Annotated in this window: 17 protein-coding genes and 1 pseudogene; 5 read left to right on the top strand and 13 right to left on the bottom strand. The window is 62.1% G+C overall.

What is annotated here, in order from left to right; translation table 11 throughout:
* Positions 1-109 precede the first annotated feature (109 nt).
* A complete protein-coding gene (locus AC0L26_RS29080; protein WP_473635667.1) occupies positions 110-1,144 on the bottom strand; it encodes an aspartate-semialdehyde dehydrogenase in 1,035 nt (344 codons plus the stop codon).
* Between the two features lie 453 nt (positions 1,145-1,597).
* Between AC0L26_RS29080 and AC0L26_RS29075 the strand changes: the two genes are divergently transcribed.
* The 3 genes from AC0L26_RS29075 to AC0L26_RS29065 all read left to right on the top strand — a co-directional run bounded on the left by AC0L26_RS29075 (position 1,598) and on the right by AC0L26_RS29065 (position 5,055).
* Positions 1,598-3,439 carry a DEAD/DEAH box helicase gene (locus AC0L26_RS29075; RefSeq protein WP_473635666.1) on the top strand — a complete coding sequence of 614 codons (1,842 nt, stop codon included), beginning with the start codon at positions 1,598-1,600 and terminating at the stop codon, positions 3,437-3,439.
* Between the two features lie 199 nt (positions 3,440-3,638).
* A complete protein-coding gene (locus AC0L26_RS29070) occupies positions 3,639-4,334 on the top strand; it encodes a DUF805 domain-containing protein (protein WP_473635665.1) in 696 nt (231 codons plus the stop codon).
* A gap of 64 nt (positions 4,335-4,398) precedes the next feature.
* Complete coding sequence (locus AC0L26_RS29065) at positions 4,399-5,055, top strand: DUF805 domain-containing protein (protein ID WP_473635664.1); 657 nt, start codon at positions 4,399-4,401, stop codon at positions 5,053-5,055.
* Here AC0L26_RS29065 and AC0L26_RS29060 read toward each other — a convergent pair.
* The 5 genes and pseudogenes from AC0L26_RS29060 to AC0L26_RS29040 form a co-directional block, all read right to left on the bottom strand.
* Positions 5,045-5,533, bottom strand: a complete 489-nt coding sequence (locus tag AC0L26_RS29060; protein ID WP_473635663.1) for a GNAT family N-acetyltransferase — start codon at positions 5,531-5,533, stop codon at positions 5,045-5,047. The two genes, AC0L26_RS29065 and AC0L26_RS29060, sit on opposite strands and share 11 nt — an antisense overlap.
* Before the next feature lie 4 nt (positions 5,534-5,537).
* A complete protein-coding gene (leuB, locus tag AC0L26_RS29055; protein WP_473635662.1) occupies positions 5,538-6,641 on the bottom strand; it encodes a 3-isopropylmalate dehydrogenase in 1,104 nt (367 codons plus the stop codon).
* 216 nt (positions 6,642-6,857) lie between these two features.
* On the bottom strand, positions 6,858-7,241 hold the full coding sequence (locus tag AC0L26_RS29050; protein ID WP_473635661.1) for a RidA family protein: 384 nt from the start codon (positions 7,239-7,241) through the stop codon (positions 6,858-6,860).
* A 900-nt stretch (positions 7,242-8,141) separates the two neighbouring features.
* A pseudogene (locus tag AC0L26_RS29045) lies at positions 8,142-8,390 on the bottom strand (GIY-YIG nuclease family protein); the annotation flags it as partial.
* A 241-nt stretch (positions 8,391-8,631) separates the two neighbouring features.
* Positions 8,632-9,855, bottom strand: coding sequence for an argininosuccinate synthase (locus AC0L26_RS29040; protein ID WP_473635660.1), 1,224 nt, complete (start codon positions 9,853-9,855; stop codon positions 8,632-8,634).
* A gap of 195 nt (positions 9,856-10,050) precedes the next feature.
* Here AC0L26_RS29040 and AC0L26_RS29035 point away from each other — a divergent pair, with 195 nt between their 5' ends.
* Positions 10,051-10,692 (top strand): LysE family translocator, encoded by a 642-nt coding sequence (locus tag AC0L26_RS29035; RefSeq protein WP_473635659.1) that lies wholly within the window; start codon positions 10,051-10,053, stop codon positions 10,690-10,692.
* 56 nt (positions 10,693-10,748) lie between these two features.
* Here AC0L26_RS29035 and AC0L26_RS29030 read toward each other — a convergent pair whose 3' ends face one another.
* The 5 genes from AC0L26_RS29030 to AC0L26_RS29010 form a co-directional block, all read right to left on the bottom strand.
* The gene (locus tag AC0L26_RS29030) at positions 10,749-11,201 is read right to left on the bottom strand and encodes a hypothetical protein (RefSeq protein WP_473635658.1); all 453 of its coding nucleotides are present in this window, start codon (positions 11,199-11,201) and stop codon (positions 10,749-10,751) included.
* Complete coding sequence (gene rlmN, locus AC0L26_RS29025) at positions 11,198-12,433, bottom strand: dual-specificity RNA methyltransferase RlmN (protein ID WP_473635657.1); 1,236 nt, start codon at positions 12,431-12,433, stop codon at positions 11,198-11,200. The genes AC0L26_RS29030 and rlmN overlap by 4 nt, the downstream gene beginning before the upstream one ends.
* Before the next feature lie 193 nt (positions 12,434-12,626).
* Complete coding sequence (locus AC0L26_RS29020) at positions 12,627-13,130, bottom strand: invasion associated locus B family protein (RefSeq protein ID WP_473635656.1); 504 nt, start codon at positions 13,128-13,130, stop codon at positions 12,627-12,629.
* Between the two features lie 241 nt (positions 13,131-13,371).
* Positions 13,372-13,728: a YkvA family protein gene (locus AC0L26_RS29015; RefSeq protein ID WP_473635655.1), complete on the bottom strand. Its 357-nt coding sequence runs from the start codon at positions 13,726-13,728 to the stop codon at positions 13,372-13,374.
* Positions 13,729-13,911: 183 nt separating this feature from the next.
* Positions 13,912-14,205 (bottom strand): 4a-hydroxytetrahydrobiopterin dehydratase, encoded by a 294-nt coding sequence (locus AC0L26_RS29010; protein WP_473635654.1) that lies wholly within the window; start codon positions 14,203-14,205, stop codon positions 13,912-13,914.
* 53 nt (positions 14,206-14,258) lie between these two features.
* On the opposite strand from AC0L26_RS29010, the gene AC0L26_RS29005 reads away from it, so the two are divergent.
* Entirely contained in the window at positions 14,259-14,777 is a 519-nt protein-coding gene (locus AC0L26_RS29005) for a low molecular weight protein-tyrosine-phosphatase (RefSeq protein WP_473635653.1), read from the top strand.
* Here the strand turns inward: AC0L26_RS29005 and thpR are convergent.
* Positions 14,681-15,277 carry an RNA 2',3'-cyclic phosphodiesterase gene (gene thpR / locus AC0L26_RS29000; protein ID WP_473635652.1) on the bottom strand — a complete coding sequence of 199 codons (597 nt, stop codon included), beginning with the start codon at positions 15,275-15,277 and terminating at the stop codon, positions 14,681-14,683. The two genes, AC0L26_RS29005 and thpR, sit on opposite strands and share 97 nt — an antisense overlap.
* A gap of 135 nt (positions 15,278-15,412) precedes the next feature.
* Positions 15,413-16,057 (bottom strand): arylesterase, encoded by a 645-nt coding sequence (locus AC0L26_RS28995; protein WP_473635651.1) that lies wholly within the window; start codon positions 16,055-16,057, stop codon positions 15,413-15,415.
* Positions 16,058-16,083 lie beyond the last annotated feature (26 nt).

Genomic DNA, 16,083 nt, shown 5'->3' with positions numbered 1-16,083 from the left:
AGAAGGAAGCTAGCGGCCGAAGGCCGAGCCCGCGACTGCGGGCCGCCGGCTTTCCGGCGCCCCCGCGGAGGGCCAGCCGCGCTAGCGGCGGTGCGGCCCGTGAGCGAGATTAAGCCGCCTTCTTCTTCGGCTGGATCAGTCCGCGCTCGATCAGCAATTCGGCGATCTGCACCGCGTTCAGTGCCGCGCCCTTGCGCAGATTGTCGGAGACGATCCACATCGACAGGCCGTTGTCGATGGTCGAATCCTCGCGGATGCGCGAGATGAAGGTGGCATCCTCGCCGGCCGATTCCAGCGGCGTGATATAGCCGCCGTCCTCCCGCTTGTCCAAAACCTGGCAGCCGGGGGCATCGCGAAGAATATCGCGTGCCTCGTCTGCGGTGATGGGCTTTTCGAACTCGATGTTGACCGCTTCCGAATGGCCTATGAACACCGGCACGCGTACGCAGGTCGCCGTCAGCTTGATTTTGGGGTCGAGCATCTTCTTGGTCTCGGCCACCATCTTCCACTCTTCCTTGGTGAAGCCGTCGTCGAGGAAGACGTCGATATGCGGGATGACGTTGAAGGCGATGCGCTTGGTGAACTTCTTGACGTCGACCTGGTCGGCGACGAACACCGCGCGTGTCTGCGTGAACAGCTCGTCCATGCCTTCCTTGCCGGCGCCGGATACCGATTGATAGGTGGCGACGACGACGCGCTTGATGGTGGCGAAGTCGTGCAGCGGCTTCAGCGCCACAACCAGCTGCGCCGTCGAGCAGTTTGGATTGGCGATGATGTTCTTGCGGGTGAACAGCGAAATCGCGTCCGGGTTCACTTCCGGCACGATCAGCGGCACGTCCTGGTCATAGCGGAAGGCCGACGAATTATCGATGACGACGCAGCCCTGCTTGCCGATCTTCGGCGACCATTCCTTCGAGACATTGCCGCCGGCCGACATGATGCAGATGTCGGTGTCGGAAAAATCATACTGGTCGAGCGTCCTGACCTTCAGCGTGCGGTCGCCGAACGACACTTCCCTGCCCTGGCTGCGCCGAGACGCCAGCGCCACCACTTCGCTCACCGGAAAGCCCCGCTCTTCCAGTATGTTGAGCATTTCCCGGCCCACATTGCCCGTGGCGCCGACGATTGCAACCTTGAAACTCATCGAAATCTCCTGTCCTCTCCGCTCGGTTTTTGGAGAAAACCCGCCGGCCGATGCGGGTTTCAACCCCCGGGCCGGACCCGGGAGAGGGTGGTTAGGCCAAGGGAATCAGACCGTTTTAGTGGTCGTTTTACCGGTTTCTTTGACCAAGAATGGGGTTTTGCTGGAACGAGGAGACGCGCCGACGCGTCCGGCGCAATGGTTCGCATTGCGGCCGGGGAGGTCGTATGCAAGAAGCGCCATCAAAAGGCCGCGCATCGAAACTATCCCGTTCGGTGCCGGCTTTTACGCGGTTTGCGTAAAGAGTCAATCGCGACGAGCGAGGCGGCTTGCCCTGTACAATAGCGGCGGCGCGAAGTACGAACGATTGGATCGTTTGGCTCGTGGCGCTCCCAGCGCTCGCCGACGGATGACCCATTGCCGGGCATAAAAGAATCCGAATTCCGAAAGAAGCATATGTCCAATTTCGAAGCACTTGTCCCCGCGCTGGCAAAGGCGCTGGAAAAACGCGGTTATGTCGAGCTGACGCCGGTGCAGAAGGCGGTTCTCGAGCTCGGGCAGGCCGATGCGCTGGTTTCGGCGCAGACCGGCTCCGGCAAGACCGTCGCTTTCGGCCTCGCCCTTGCGCCGACGCTTCTTGACGGCGCCGAACGCTTTTCCCACGCCGCCGCACCGCTGGCGCTGGCCGTGGCGCCGACGCGGGAACTCGCCCTGCAGGTGACCCGCGAGCTGGAGTGGCTCTACGAACTGACCGGCGCTGCGATCGCGTCCTGCGTCGGCGGTATGGACATGCGCACCGAGCGGCGCGCGCTGGAACGCGGCGCCAACATCGTCGTCGGCACGCCCGGCCGGCTGCGCGACCATATTACCCGCAATTCGCTCGACATGTCGGCGCTCAAGGCCGTGGTGCTCGATGAGGCCGACGAGATGCTCGACCTTGGCTTTCGCGAGGATCTGGAATTCATCCTCGACGCTGCCCCTGCCGAGCGCCGCACGCTGATGTTTTCGGCCACCGTGCCGCGCTCCATCGCAACGCTGGCCAAGGGCTACCAGCGCGATGCGGTGCGCATCTCGGCTGGCGGCGAGGAGAAGCAGCATCTCGACATCGAGTACCGGGCGCTGAGCGTAGCCCAGCCCGACCGGGAAAACGCCATCATCAACGTGCTGCGCTATTACGAGGCGAAGAACGCACTGGTGTTCTGCAACACCCGCGCTGCCGTCAATCACCTGACCGCGCGCTTCAACAACCGCAACTTTTCCGTCGTCGCGCTTTCGGGCGAGCTGAGCCAGAACGAGCGCAGCCACGCGCTGCAGGCGATGCGCGACGGCCGCGCCAAGGTCTGCATCGCCACCGACGTGGCGGCGCGCGGCATCGACCTGCCCAACCTCGAACTGGTGATCCACGCCGACCTGCCGACCAATCCGGAGACGCTCCTGCACCGAAGCGGGCGGACGGGACGGGCGGGACGCAAAGGCGTCAGCGCGCTGATCGTGCCCAACAATGCCCGCAGGCGCACCGAACGGCTGCTGCAAAGTGCTGGCCTTGCGGCGACATGGGCGAGCCCGCCTTCGGCCGACGACGTCCTGCGGCGCGACGACGAGCGCATCCTCGCCGACCCGGTCTTCAGCGAACCTGTGACGGACGATGAGCGCGGTTTCATAAGCACGCTTCTCGACCAACGTGGCGCCGAACTGGTGGCGGCGGCCTTCGTGCGTCTCTGCCGCTCCAGCCGCTCGGCGCCCGAGGATCTTCTCGACGTCGCTCCCTTCACGCCGTCGGGCGACAAGTTTGCGCGCAGGGACGAGGCGCCAAGCCGGCGCGACGATTTCGGCGACAGCGTCTGGTTCTCGCTGTCGGTCGGGCGCTGGCAGAATGCCGAGCCGCGCTGGCTGATCCCGATGCTGTGCCGGACAGGCGGCATCAGCAAGCGCGAGATCGGCGCCATCAAGATGCAGCCGGAAGAAACCTTCGTGCAGATCGCCGCCGATTGGGCCGACCGGTTTGTCCAGGCGATCGGCCCGGACCGCAAGCTCCAGAACAACATCGCGGTGAAGCGGCTGGACGGCACGCCCGACCTGTCGCGGGCCGGCTATCAAGAACCACGGCCGGACAAGAAACCGCATCGTGGCAAGCGGACGTTCGACCAGAACGCGCCCAAGTTTGAGAAGCGCGCGCCGTCAGCCGATCAGCGCCCCGCCGCGTTCGAGGCAAAGCCCTGGGCCGGTAAGGCAGCCAAGCCGAAATTCGACAAGGCCGGACCCGCCAAGAACAAGAAGTCGAAGAAGCGGCCCGGCTGAGCGACTGCCGGCATCGTTGGCCTGTCATGACCTTGCAAGGGGCTGTCTTTCGCCAAGGCAGACTTCGACGATTGATCGTCTCCAACACGGGTGAAAGCGCTATCATTGTCTGAAGCGATGGGTTCTCCATTCCGCGCATACCCCTTGCGATCTGCCGGAACTTTGAACAGTCTGGAGCGGGGCAAAGGGTGGGCAGGGCATGCGCGGCGAAGTGCTTCACTATGACGAGGACCAGGGCTTCGGTTTCATCACCGGAGCCGATGGCAACCGCTACACGTTCGCGCGCGAGGATCTGCGCAGCGAGGCGTCGATGGTCAGGGGCACGGCCGTCGAATTCCAGCCAGCCGGCGGACGGGCACGCGGCGTTTTTTCGATCCGCGCCGAAATCGCCAGTCCGCCTGCCGACGCCGTAACCGCTGCCTCATCTCAGGCCGGCAAAGCGCCCTGGGCGCCGCAACGTTTCGGCCGTTTCGCTGAAAATGGTCCCGCCACCAGCCTGTGGAGCTACTTCTGGCGGGGCATGACCGAAAATTACTTCAACTTCGCCGGCCGCGCCCGCCGCAAGGAATATTGGGGTTATCTCCTGTTCTGGACGATCGCGCTGATAGTGGTCGTCGGCATTGGCCTCCTCATCGACGACACCATGGGCAATTCTAGCGAATTGCCGGCAGTGACGGTCGGTCTTTGCGGCGCGTTTGTGCTGGCGACAATCCCGCCATGGATCGGACTGAACGTGCGTCGCCTGCATGACATCGGCTTGACCGGCTGGCTTTTTCTGGTGGTGTTCATCCCGACGATCGGCGGGCTGATCCTCCTGGTCTTCGCGCTGATCCCGTCTCAGGCCCGTGAAAACCAGTGGGGCCCGGCGCCGGCAGGCGTCAATCATTTATCTTAAAACGTGTATCTTGCCATTGCATACAACTTTTAATAGTATCAGCGGCGCAATCAGGGGGAAAGCAATGCGCGGCACAGTGTTTCACTACGACGAGGATCAGGACTTCGGTTACATCAACGGAGCAGACGGCAAGCGCTATATCTTCGCGCGTGAGGACCTGAGCCAGCACGTGGCGCTGGTCAGAGGCACGCCCGTCGAGTTCCGGCCGGACGATGGAACGGCGCACGACATCGTCGCCGCGGCCTCACCTGCTGGCGGTACGCCGACGCCGGGAGCCGGTCAGCCGCAGCACTTTGGCCGTCTCGCCGAAACCGAGCCTGTCGGACCCATGGGATTATGGACTTATTTCCGGCGTGCACTGACGGAGAACCATGTCAATTTTGCCGGCCGGGCCCGCCGCAAGGAATTCTGGGGTTTTTACCTGTTTTGGACCATCATGTTTGTCGCGCTTTTTGGCTTTGGCATACTGCTCAACCTGGCCATCAACGGTTTCGGCTACGACGCGGGTAGAACGGAGATAGGGTTCGTTCCCGGCCTCTTTTTTGTGCTGCTAACGATCCTCCCGGTACGGCGCCTGCACGATATCGGCCTGAGCGGCTGGCTTGTCCTGCTCTGTTACGTTCCGGCTGTTGGTGGCTTGGTCGTTCTGGTCTTCGGGCTTATCCCGTCGCAGACGGGCGAAAACCCGTGGGGCGCGATGCCGGCCGGCGTCACGATCTAGCAGCGGTCGCCTTTAGCGCCTCGCCCGACAACCTGAGAAAGATCTTCTGGCCGTGCCGCTCGGCACCAAGCCCGTCATAGAAGCGCAGCGCACCTTCGTTCCAGTCCTCGGTGGTCAGGTCGATGCGGCCGATGCCTTCACGCAGGCAATGGCCGGCGAGAAAGCCGATTAGCGCCCGACCGATACCCGCGTTGCGGGCATTCTCGCGCACGAACAGGTCCTTGAGAAACAGCAGCCGCTCAAGATCAACGCCGGGATGCGCTATGGCAACCGAGGCCAGCCCGCAAACCTCTCCCTCGACGAAGGCGAGCGCGAAGTGCGGATAGGCCGGGCTTTCCTGGCCAAGCCATTTCTGCGCCGCCGACAGCGCTCGGTTGGCGTCGAGCGGCAGCTGCCGGTAATGCACCGCCATCTCGCACAGCATGACGGCAAGCGCCGTCGCATCCCCGGTCGTCGCCCAGCGGACGTCGACCGCCACAGGCTCAGCCCAGGAACTTGGCGATGATCGCATCGCCCATCTGAGTGGTGCCGACCTCGGTCATGCCCTCGGACAAGATATCCTTGGTGCGAAGGCCGTCGTCTAGCACGGCGGCGATCGCGCTTTCCAGGCGGTCGGCTTCAGCCACCATGCCGAAGGAATAGCGCAGACACATGGCGAAGGAGGCGATCATGGCGATCGGGTTGGCGATGCCCTTGCCAGCAATGTCGGGCGCCGAGCCATGCACCGGCTCGTAGAGCGCCTTGCGCTTCTTCGTCTTGGCATCCGGCGCGCCGAGCGACGCCGACGGCAGCATGCCGATCGAGCCGGTCAGCATGGCGGCGATGTCGGACAGCATGTCGCCGAACAGATTGTCGGTGACGATGACGTCGAACTGCTTGGGCCAGCGCACCAGCTGCATGCCGCCGGCGTCGGCCAGCATGTGATCGAGCTTGACGTCTGCGTATCTGGCCTTGTGGGTCTGGGTGACGACCTCGTTCCACAACACGCCTGATTTCATCACATTGCGCTTTTCCATCGAGGTGACGTGGTTCTTGCGGGTGCGCGCCAATTCAAAGGCAACGCCCGAGATACGCTCGATCTCGAACGTGTCGTAGACCTGCGTGTCGATGCCGCGCTTCTGGCCGTTGCCGAGATCGATGATCTGCTTGGGCTCGCCGAAATAGACGCCGCCGGTGAGCTCGCGCACGATCAGAATGTCGAGCCCTTCGACCACGTCCTGCTTGAGCGAGGAGGACGCCGCCAGCGCTGGATAGCAGATGGCAGGCCTGAGATTGGCGAACAGCTCCATATCCTTGCGCAGCCGCAGCAACCCGGCTTCAGGGCGCACTTCATAAGGCACCGCATCCCATTTCGGCCCGCCGACGGCGCCGAACAGCACCGCGTCGGCAGCCATCGCCTTGGCCATGTCGGCATCGGAAATCGCCGCGCCATGCGCGTCATAGGCGCAGCCGCCGACCAGCCCCTCATCGGTGACGAAACCGCTGCCGAGCTTGTCGTTCATGGCTGATATCAGCTTCTTCACCTCGGCCATGGCCTCGGGGCCGATGCCGTCGCCGGCGAGCAGGAGAAGATTTTTCGAAGCCATCAGAACCGTCCTAATCGTGGCGCATGACCCCGAAATCGGAATCGATTTCGGAAAGGATCATGCGCAGAACCAAAATTCTACAGCGTCCTTTGCGCGTCCAAAAGGACGCGCGGCGCTGTCGTGAGCCGCGGCCTTGCTAAACACCAAGCGGCCTATGCGCAAGCTTTTGGTTCAGAGCATCTTTGGGGACCCTTGGCGCCCCGCACCGCCGCGCGCTCAGGTTGTGCGCCTGAGCGCCGTCACTTCGATTTCGATCTTCATTTCCGGCTTGTTGAGCTGGCAGACGATCATTGTCGCCGCCGGCCTTATGTCGCCAAAGGCCTCGCCGAGGATCGGAAAGACGACATCCACGAAAGCCGCGTCGGTGATGTAGTAATGCGCCCGCACCACATCGGCCATCTCGAAGCCGCCGTCCTGCAGCGCCTTGGCGATCGTCGCCAGGCAATTGCGCGTCTGCGCCTCGACCGTCTCCGGCATCGACATCGTCGCATAGTCGTAGCCGGTCGTTCCGGAAACGAAACACCAGTCGCGCTGCACCACGGCGCGCGAATAGCCGGCGGCCTTCTCGAACGGCGAGCCGGTGGAGATCAGTTTTCGCATGGGGCCTCGCATATTCCTTAGGCAATGTTGAGCTGAAGAAGTGCCTTCCGGCCATGGGCCAGACGGTGTTTCTCGATCAGGCCTCAATTCACATCGATTGACAAACCCGACGACGGGCAGACGTTCGGCACAGGCCAGCCGCGCCACCGGAATGACCCGAACCTTCATTAAGAAGAAAGTCTTTAAACTTGAAGGCACGGCTGGCCTACCAGCCATAGGGGAATGGCGTCTTCCTTCATAAGTGGAGATAGAGCGAGCCGCTCTTTTCTATCCTCATTTCAGACACTGCTAAAACGAATCCTTGACGGCGCAAAACGACTCGCCTTTTATGGGTTACATGCGTTCCTGTTGAGAACGCGACCGGGACGTTCTGAGCCCGGTCTTTTTCCCGGATTATGTGCGCTTTGCCCGCAATCGCGACCCCGTCGCGAGGTTAGCGGACGCACGTCTTTTTTAGCCTTTGGGAGCGAAAGGGAAAATTGTCGGACTCGGATAAATTGTCTGTTAACACTATATTTAGTGTTTGCAGGCATGAGTGGTTAATAAATAGTTAAGAAGTGAGAGGCCGAATCAGAATTTGCAGCGGGCACGTCGCCAAACATCACCCGCTGCAAATAATAGGAGAAAAACATAGGAGGCCACGATGCCACCCATATAGTTTTAGTCGCTACCCGGAGAAAGCCGATTGCAACGGCCCAATCCGGCAAGGTCTGTTAGGGACCCAAGGGGGCCGGGGTTGATCACCCCGGTTCCGCTCACTTTTGAGATTCTAGCACACCCAAGATTCCGGGGTCAAACGGCTTCGTCGTCGCCATCAGAAATATCTTTGTTAGCCGGCTTCTCTTTCGCTGAGTTCTTCGCGATTTTCTTCAACACGCGGTCAAAGGCTTCTTCTGACTGATTGGTCTTTTCGATCAGCTCGATCTTCCATTGGCGCGGCCAGCGCTTCAGCGACTTCTCGCGCTGGATGGCGTCACGAATGTCGAAATGTTCCTCGTACCAGACCAGACGCTGCACGCTGTAGCGGCTGGTGAAGCGTGAGCCTTCGCCAGATTTGTGCTCCGGCATGCGGCGGCCGAGGTCGTTGGTGACGCCGATGTAGATCGTCCCACGCTTCTGGCTCGCGGTCATGTAGGCATAACCGGTCATGGTGGAAGGGTAGCGAGCGCGGTTGCTGATGCAAGCGCCGTTCTAAGCCGCTGCATTCTTCGGCTGAGGTAACGGCATGGATCCCAGGGTCTCCGCGACGTCGCTTCGCCCTGGGATGACGAAGGTGTGGGTGGCTTATGGCTAATCGCAAATGTTGGAGACTGGCGGATGTGGGCCGCCAACGACCGCCCATAGTCCTTTCGAGCAGCCAAAGAGCCAAATCCCTCTGCGCAGAGACTGGCTAGCTTTTTCGACTACGCGCCGCCAGCGTCCGCAACCTTAGCGCGTTGAGGCGGATGAAACCTTCGGCGTCCTTCTGGTCGTAGGCGCCACGGTCGTCCTCGAAGGTGACCAGCGCGTCGGAATAGAGCGTCTTCTTCGACTTGCGGCCGGTGACGATGACGTTGCCCTTGTAGAGCTTCAGCCGCACCGTGCCTTCGACATCTTCCTGGCTCTTGTCGATCATCGCCTGCAGCATCAGGCGCTCGGGCGCGAACCAGAAGCCGTTGTAGATCAGCTCGGCGTAGCGCGGCATGAACTCGTCCTTGAGGTGGGCGGCGCCGCGGTCCAACGTGATCGATTCGATCGCCCGGTGGGCTGATATAAGGATAGTGCCGCCGGGGGTCTCGTAGACGCCGCGCGATTTCATGCCGACGAAACGGTTCTCGACGAGGTCGAGCCGACCGATGCCATTGTCGCGGCCGAGATCGTTGAGCGCAGCCAGCATTGTCGCTGGTGACAGCTTCTTGCCATCGAGCGCGATCGGATCGCCCTTGACGAATTCGATTTCGATCTCGGTGACCTTATCAGGCGCGTCCATCGGCGAGACGGTGCGCTGGTGGACGAATTCCGGCGGCTCGTTCCACGGGTCCTCCAGCACTTTGCCTTCCGAGGAAGAATGCAGGAGATTGGCATCGACCGAGAACGGCGCCTCACCCTTCTTGTCCTTCGGCACCGGTATCTGGTGCTGCTCGGCGAAGTTGATCAGGTCGGTGCGCGACTTGAACGACCAGTCGCGCCATGGCGCGATGACCTTGATGTCGGGGTTCAGCGCATAGGCCGAAAGCTCAAAACGGACCTGGTCGTTGCCCTTGCCGGTGGCACCGTGGGCAATCGCATCGGCGCCGGTCTCTTTGGCGATCTCGACGAGATGCTTCGAGATCAGCGGTCGCGCGATCGAGGTGCCGAGTAAATAGGTGCCTTCATAGACGGCGTTGGCACGAAACATCGGGAAGACGAAGTCGGAAACGAACTCCTCGCGCACATCCACGATGCGGATGTCCTTGATGCCCATCATTTCAGCCTTGCGCCGCGCCGGCTCCAGCTCGCCGCCCTGGCCGAGGTCGGCGGTGAAGGTGACGACCTCGGCACCGAGTTCGGTCTGCAGCCATTTCAGTATGATGGAGGTGTCGAGGCCGCCGGAATAGGCGAGCACGACTTTCTTGACGGCTTTTGCTTTTGACATTTTGGGCGGTTCCGCGACGGGGTTCTTCGCGGGCGAGGTATCACGCCGGTTCCGGCTAGCGCAAGGGACGACGGTGTTCAGGTCGTCGGTATAGCTGCCGATCTTCCCGGCGGACCAGATCCTGCGCCGGCCGTAAGCTGGCGCCGACTTGGCACCTGCGCTATAGGCTTCAACTCCTTATCCAGGGGCCGACCAATGTCCTTCATTCCCGATACCACCACGCTGATCCAGTTCGCCGTCGCTACCTTCATCCTGGCGATCACGCCGGGGCCTGACATGACATTGTTCGTCTCGCGCACCCTGAGCCAAGGGCGCGCCGCCGGCTTTGCCTCGATGGCCGGCGCGCTGTGCGGCACGCTGATCCACACGACGCTGGTGGTGGTCGGCATCTCGGCGCTGATCGTCGCCTCGCCGATGGCCTTCCTCGTGCTCAAGCTGTTCGGCGCCGGCTATCTCGTCTTCCTGGCGTGGCAGGCAATCACCAAGGGGTCGGCGTTTTCGCCGGAGAAGAAAAGCGGCCCGCAGGTTTCGTTGTTTCGCAGCTGGGCGGCCGGGCTCGGCGTCAATCTGCTCAACCCGAAGATCATCCTGTTCTTCATGACCTTCCTGCCGCAATTCGTCTCCGCGCATGATCCGAACGCGCCCGGAAAGCTGTTCTTCCTCGGCGCGATGTTCGTGGTGCTGTCGATCCCGGTGACGGCGCCGATGGTATTTGCAGCAGAAAAATTCTCGGCGGCTATGAAGACCAGCCCGCGGGTGACGCGCGTCGTCGACTATCTGTTCGCCGGAGTGTTCTCGGCCTTCGCGCTCAAGATCCTGACCGCCCAGGCGAAGTAGGGCGCTTTCTTACTTGACCATGATCTTTTCCGAAAACCGGGCTCCACTTTTCAGGATCATGGTCCGATCTGACGCCAGCTTCCGGCCGAGCGCCCAGCGCTCAGCCAGTAGAAAATGCCGCCGACCATGCCGCAGCCGACCACCGCCAGCATGACGCCGGTGTTGGTGACCTCGAAATTGGCGTCGCCCGTCTGGCGGACGAAACCGAGGAAAACAGCGGCGACCGCCGCACCCGCCAGTGCATAGAACAGCCAGTCGCGCCGTCCGAGGATCTCGGAAACGAGGATGGCGATGGCCGCCGGCATAAAGGCGAAGTAGGCGACGAACAAAGCAACGAAGGGGACGGAAAACCACAGCGAGGCCTGCGCCGCCGGTTGCGTCACGTCCGTCATGAGCCCAAGAGACGCTAAGAACATGATGTTGAGGAAGGCGCTTGCCGCCAGCGAGGCGACGCCATAGCCGATCAGGATGACGGCAAAGCGGATGAGGTAAGCGATAAGGCGATTCACGCCTCGCCATGCCCCGCGATCATCATCGCTTCCAGCGCCAGCCGGTCGACCTTGCGCATGCGCTCGGATTCCGACTTGAGCTGGCCGCAGGCGGCGAGGATGTCGCGGCCGCGCGGCGTGCGGATCGGCGAAGCATAGCCGGCATTGTTGATGTAGTCGGCGAATTTCTCGATCGTCTCCCAGTCCGAGCACTGGTAGTTGGTGCCCGGCCACGGATTGAACGGGATCAGGTTGATCTTGGCCGGAATGCCCTTGAGCAGCTTGATCAGCCCCTTGGCGTCCTCGATCGAATCGTTGACATCCTTCAGCATCACATATTCGAAGGTGATCCGGCGGGCGTTCGACAGGCCGGGATAGGCGCGGCAGGCGGCGATCAGCTCCTTCAACGGATACTTCTTGTTGATCGGCACCAAGAGGTCGCGCAGATCGTCATTGGTGGCATGCAGCGAGATCGCCAGCATGACGCCGATCTCCTCGCCGGTGCGGAAGATCTCGGGCACGACGCCGGAGGTCGACAGCGTGATGCGACGCTTCGACAGCGACAGCCCGTCACCGTCGGAAGCTATCAGCAGCGCCTTCTTCACCGCCTCGAAATTGTAGAGCGGCTCGCCCATGCCCATCATGACAATGTTGGACACTTTGCGACCCTCGGCCGGCACGATGGCGCCGTCCGGCGTGTCGCGGTCGGGGAAATCGCCGAGCCGGTCGCGCGCGGTCAGAAGCTGGGCGAGTATTTCTTCCGCCGTCAGGTTGCGCACCAGCTTCTGCGTGCCGGTGTGGCAGAAGGAGCAGGTCAGCGTGCAGCCGACCTGCGATGAGATGCAAAGCGTGCCGCGGCCTTCTTCGGGAATGTAGACGGTCTCGATCTCGACCGGCCGGCCGGCGCCGCGCGGCGGAAAGCGGAACAGCCATTTGCGCGTGCCGTCGGAGGAAATCTGCTCCTCGACGATCTCGGGCCTGGCGACGGTGAAGTGCCTGTCCAGCTCGGCGCGCAGATCCTTGGAAATGTTGAACATGCCGGCAAAGTCGGAGACGCCGCGCACATACATCCAGTGCCAGAGCTGCTGGGCGCGCATCTTGGCCTGGCGCTCCGGCACGATGCCTGATGCAACGAGGGCTGCGCTCAGTTCGGTCCGTGTCAGGCCGATCAGCGACGGTTTTTCGGCCGGCATGGCGCGGGCGCGCAACGCGTCACGGGCGCCGTCAGTGGTAAGATCGAATGAAAGGGTCATTGTTGCACTGATATAAGCGATTTGCGGCCGATTACAGCATCGTGCCCGAAATGAAGCGCGGCGCATAGCACAGGTTGATGGCGGAGTCATGGGCGGCGGCGGGGCAAGGCTCGCCGCAATGTGCCGGCCGGCGGCGCTTCAAAAGCAAAAAGCCGGGCTTGCGGCCCGGCCCTTACTCAAACTCCACCTATGGCTATTTGCACCTGGCGATCGACGACAGCGCCGCCGAAATGCCTTTCAGCGAAAAAACATAGGTGGTGGTGTTGCCGCGGCCGGACTTCGCCTGCACCTTCATGTCGCTGCCGGATTTCATCGCGGCGATCAGCACCGGCTCCTCGGCGGCGTTCTCGACCCAGGCCGACTTGCCGCGGGTAAACATCGAGAAGCTTTTGCCGTCGATGGTGACGGTGGCCTTGGAGTTTTCCTGGAAATTGTAGCCGGCGATGAATTGCGGCTCGTAAGATACTTGCTGCCCCGGCCGCTGGCTGACGAAGAAGAACATGTCGCCATGGTCGAGCGACGGCGGCTGCTTGTCGGTCGGCACGGTCAACACATAGCAGACCTTGCCGCCCGACGCCTGGTAGCTGTAGGTGCCCCAGGCATTGTGCTGGCCGATCTTGGTCGCCGACTGCGCCAGTGCCGGCGCTGTCATGGCCACCAGGACCAGGCTTGAAATTGTAGCAATCAATCCGCGCATCGCTTTTCCCGTATATTCCAAATGGTGCGGAAGCAGGCCGGCTCGGCGTCCTGCCCGTCGCTTCATTTTGATTTAATCTGGGTTACCAAACGGTGAACTTCCCTTGGGAAAAGGACTTCCACCCCGGAAACCGCCGCCATCCTTGCTCCCGTCGCTCGAAAAGCGGCAGTTGCAACGTCCCTTTCGCGACTTGGAGGCCACGAAAGCGGCAAGAGTTTGACTTTTCTGCCTTATCGCCGGCTCAGCTGTTGTCGGCAATCGCCTGCTTGGCGGCGAGCCTGTGCGCTGATGTGATGTGGGCTTTGACGGTGGTGATCGCCGCGGTCAGCACAGCGATGTCGTCGGTAAAGCCCAGCCCGAAGACGAAGTCGGGGATGACGTCCGTCGGCAGCACGAAGTAACCGAGCGCGGCCACCAGGATGCCCTTGGCGCGCAGCGGCGTGTTCTTGTCCATGGCGCAGTAATAGGCGGCGACCAGCTCTTCCATGAACGGAATCTGCCGGGCGGCCTTCTTGGCCGTGCGCCAGAACTTCGCGCGCACTTCGCTCTCGTCGCCCGGCTTGCCGCCAAAGAAATCAGAACCGGATTTTTGCGCCATCAGTCTCTCCTAACGAGGCTACGCATGTCGTTCCACGCGCCTGCCAGCGGGAAATGTGGTCAAAGCGCCAGTCCACTACAAGAGCTCGGCCGTTCTCCGGACTGAAAATCGGATTGGTCTTTGCGGCGCTAACTCACGGCTCAGGTGATGCTGGTCTGAAATAGCTGGCAAGGGCTCCAACCGCTAATCGAAATAGCGGTTCATCTTCCTGGCCAGTTCGAAATCGAGCGCGGTCAGGCCGCCGGCATCATGGGTGTTGAGCGTCACGTTCACGGTCTTGTAGACGTTCGACCAGTCCGGATGATGATCCATCTTTTCCGCCGCCAGGGCGACGCGGGTCATGAAGGCGAAGGCTTCGGAGAAGTTCTCGAAGGTGAAGGTGCGCGCGATCGAGCCGCCATCCCTGGCCAGCGACCAGCCATCGAGGCCGGCCAGCGCCTCGGCGACTGCGTCCCCGCTTAGTTTCTCTCTCGCCATGTTCGTTTCCCGTGCTATCTGGAGTTCGCAGTCTTCAGCATAATGCCGGATCGATGAGCGCAAAGCCGACAAAATCCATTCTTTTCGTCTGTCTTGGCAATATCTGCCGCTCGCCTTTGGCGGAGGGCGTGTTGCGCGCCGTCCTTGCGGAGCGCGGTCTCGATCGGGAGATCCTGCTCGATTCGGCCGGAACAAGCGACTGGGAAGCCGGCTCGGCACCCGACCCGCGCTCGGTGTCGATCGCAGAGCGGCACGGCATCGATATTTCCACGCAGCGGGCGCGCAAGCTGACGCCGGACGATTTTTCGCGTTTCGACCTCATTCTCGCCATGGACCGATCAAATCTCCGGGACCTGAAAGCGCTGGTGCCTACCGCCATGCGCGACCGTGTCCATCTGTTCCTGGAGTTCGCGCAGGGAAGGGTGAGCGACGTGCCGGACCCTTACCGCGAGGGGCCGGAGGCGTTTGCCTCGGTCTACCGCATGATCCGCGAAGCGTCGGAGGCGCTGGCGACGCGGCTCGAAGCGCGGGCATCGACGCCCGACAGCGGCCAGGCCTCCTCGACGAGGTAGGGTCCGCCGCCTACCGAATCGCGCGACGACATCAGGACGAAGCGGCCGACGCGGAAGGGCAGCGTCGAAAAATTGCCGCGCGCCGACAGATATTGAGCGACGTCGAGCGGGCTCGAATTGCGTAGGCGGGCCAGCGTTACGTGCGGCATGAACTTGCGCGGATCGGCGGGGATGCCAAGCCGCTGGCAGATGCGCTCGATCTCGGCCTGCAGGGCCGAAAGATCGGGCGAGGCGGAGACGCCGGCCCACACCGCATGCGGTTTCTTCTGGCCGAAGGCGCCGACGCCGGACAGCGTCAGCGAGAAGGACGGGCGGTGGACACGGTCGAGCGCGTTGGCGATCTCGTCGGCGACATGGCCCTCGACATCGCCGATGAAGCGCAACGTCATGTGATAGTTTTCGACGTCGATCCAGCGGGCCCCGGGCAGGCCGCCCCGGAGCAGGGACAGCGAAAGGGCGGCATCACGCGGTATTTCGAGGGCGGTGAAAAGACGCGGCATGGCAAGCCTCCTGTCCTCGAATCGAACTCTTGTCCCTAGCGAATCATCGATGATCGAGCGGGGCAAGTGGTTTGTTGGTCGCAGGCCCGCCTAAAATCTTCCGGGGGAAGGCATGACCCATCGCGATATCGTCCCTCAAGAGCTGTCCTGAACCAGGGCAATGGCTTTTTCGACATCCGGCAGTATGCGTTCGACCATGCGGTCGACGCCCTTGGCGTTCGGGTGCAGGCCGTCCTCGAGTTGCAAAGCCCGCTCGCCGGCGACGCCGTCGAGAAAGAACGGATAGAGCGGAACGCCGTATTTTGCCGCCAGCTTCGGAAAGATGGCGTCAAAGCCGTTCTGGTAGTCGGCGCCGAGATTGGGTGCGGCACGCATGCCGGCCAGCAGCACGGCAATCTTGCGCTGCTTCAGCTTCGCCAGCATGGTGTCCAGGTTCTTTTGCGTGATATCGGGAGAAACGCCGCGCAGCATGTCGTTGGCGCCGAGCTCGAGGATGACAAGCTGGGTGCCGTCCGGCACCGACCAGTCGAGCCGCGACAGGCCGCCACTCGACGTATCGCCGGAAACACCGGCATTGGCGACCGTCACATCATGGCCCTTGGCACGAAGTGCCGCCTCGAGTTTTTGGGTGAAGCCTTCGTCCGGTCCGAGACCGAAGCCCGCCATCAGGCTGTCGCCGAAGCCGACGATCTCTACGGGTTCGGCCCGCGCCGACGAAATGGCGCCGCAAATTCCGAGGAAAAGGATGAAGGCTGCGGCAAGAGTGTGTTTGAAAGCCATGCGGCAGGCCCCATATGACCGAGAAC

The organism is Mesorhizobium sp. WSM4823 (genome assembly GCF_055811195.1).
The sequence above is the reverse complement of the archived record's forward strand: the minus strand, read 5'-3'. Positions and strand labels throughout refer to the sequence as shown.

Coding starts and splice junctions, on each gene's coding strand:
- AC0L26_RS29080 (WP_473635667.1), bottom strand. CDS start 1,144: ATGAGTTTCAAGGTTGCAATCGTCGGCGCCACGGGCAATGTGGGCCGG.
- AC0L26_RS29075 (WP_473635666.1), top strand. CDS start 1,598: ATGTCCAATTTCGAAGCACTTGTCCCCGCGCTGGCAAAGGCGCTGGAA.
- AC0L26_RS29070 (WP_473635665.1), top strand. CDS start 3,639: ATGCGCGGCGAAGTGCTTCACTATGACGAGGACCAGGGCTTCGGTTTC.
- AC0L26_RS29065 (WP_473635664.1), top strand. CDS start 4,399: ATGCGCGGCACAGTGTTTCACTACGACGAGGATCAGGACTTCGGTTAC.
- leuB (WP_473635662.1), bottom strand. CDS start 6,641: ATGGCTTCGAAAAATCTTCTCCTGCTCGCCGGCGACGGCATCGGCCCC.
- AC0L26_RS29050 (WP_473635661.1), bottom strand. CDS start 7,241: ATGCGAAAACTGATCTCCACCGGCTCGCCGTTCGAGAAGGCCGCCGGC.
- AC0L26_RS29040 (WP_473635660.1), bottom strand. CDS start 9,855: ATGTCAAAAGCAAAAGCCGTCAAGAAAGTCGTGCTCGCCTATTCCGGC.
- AC0L26_RS29035 (WP_473635659.1), top strand. CDS start 10,051: ATGTCCTTCATTCCCGATACCACCACGCTGATCCAGTTCGCCGTCGCT.
- rlmN (WP_473635657.1), bottom strand. CDS start 12,433: ATGACCCTTTCATTCGATCTTACCACTGACGGCGCCCGTGACGCGTTG.
- AC0L26_RS29020 (WP_473635656.1), bottom strand. CDS start 13,130: ATGCGCGGATTGATTGCTACAATTTCAAGCCTGGTCCTGGTGGCCATG.
- AC0L26_RS29015 (WP_473635655.1), bottom strand. CDS start 13,728: ATGGCGCAAAAATCCGGTTCTGATTTCTTTGGCGGCAAGCCGGGCGAC.
- AC0L26_RS29010 (WP_473635654.1), bottom strand. CDS start 14,205: ATGGCGAGAGAGAAACTAAGCGGGGACGCAGTCGCCGAGGCGCTGGCC.
- AC0L26_RS29005 (WP_473635653.1), top strand. CDS start 14,259: ATGAGCGCAAAGCCGACAAAATCCATTCTTTTCGTCTGTCTTGGCAAT.
- thpR (WP_473635652.1), bottom strand. CDS start 15,277: ATGCCGCGTCTTTTCACCGCCCTCGAAATACCGCGTGATGCCGCCCTT.
- AC0L26_RS28995 (WP_473635651.1), bottom strand. CDS start 16,057: ATGGCTTTCAAACACACTCTTGCCGCAGCCTTCATCCTTTTCCTCGGA.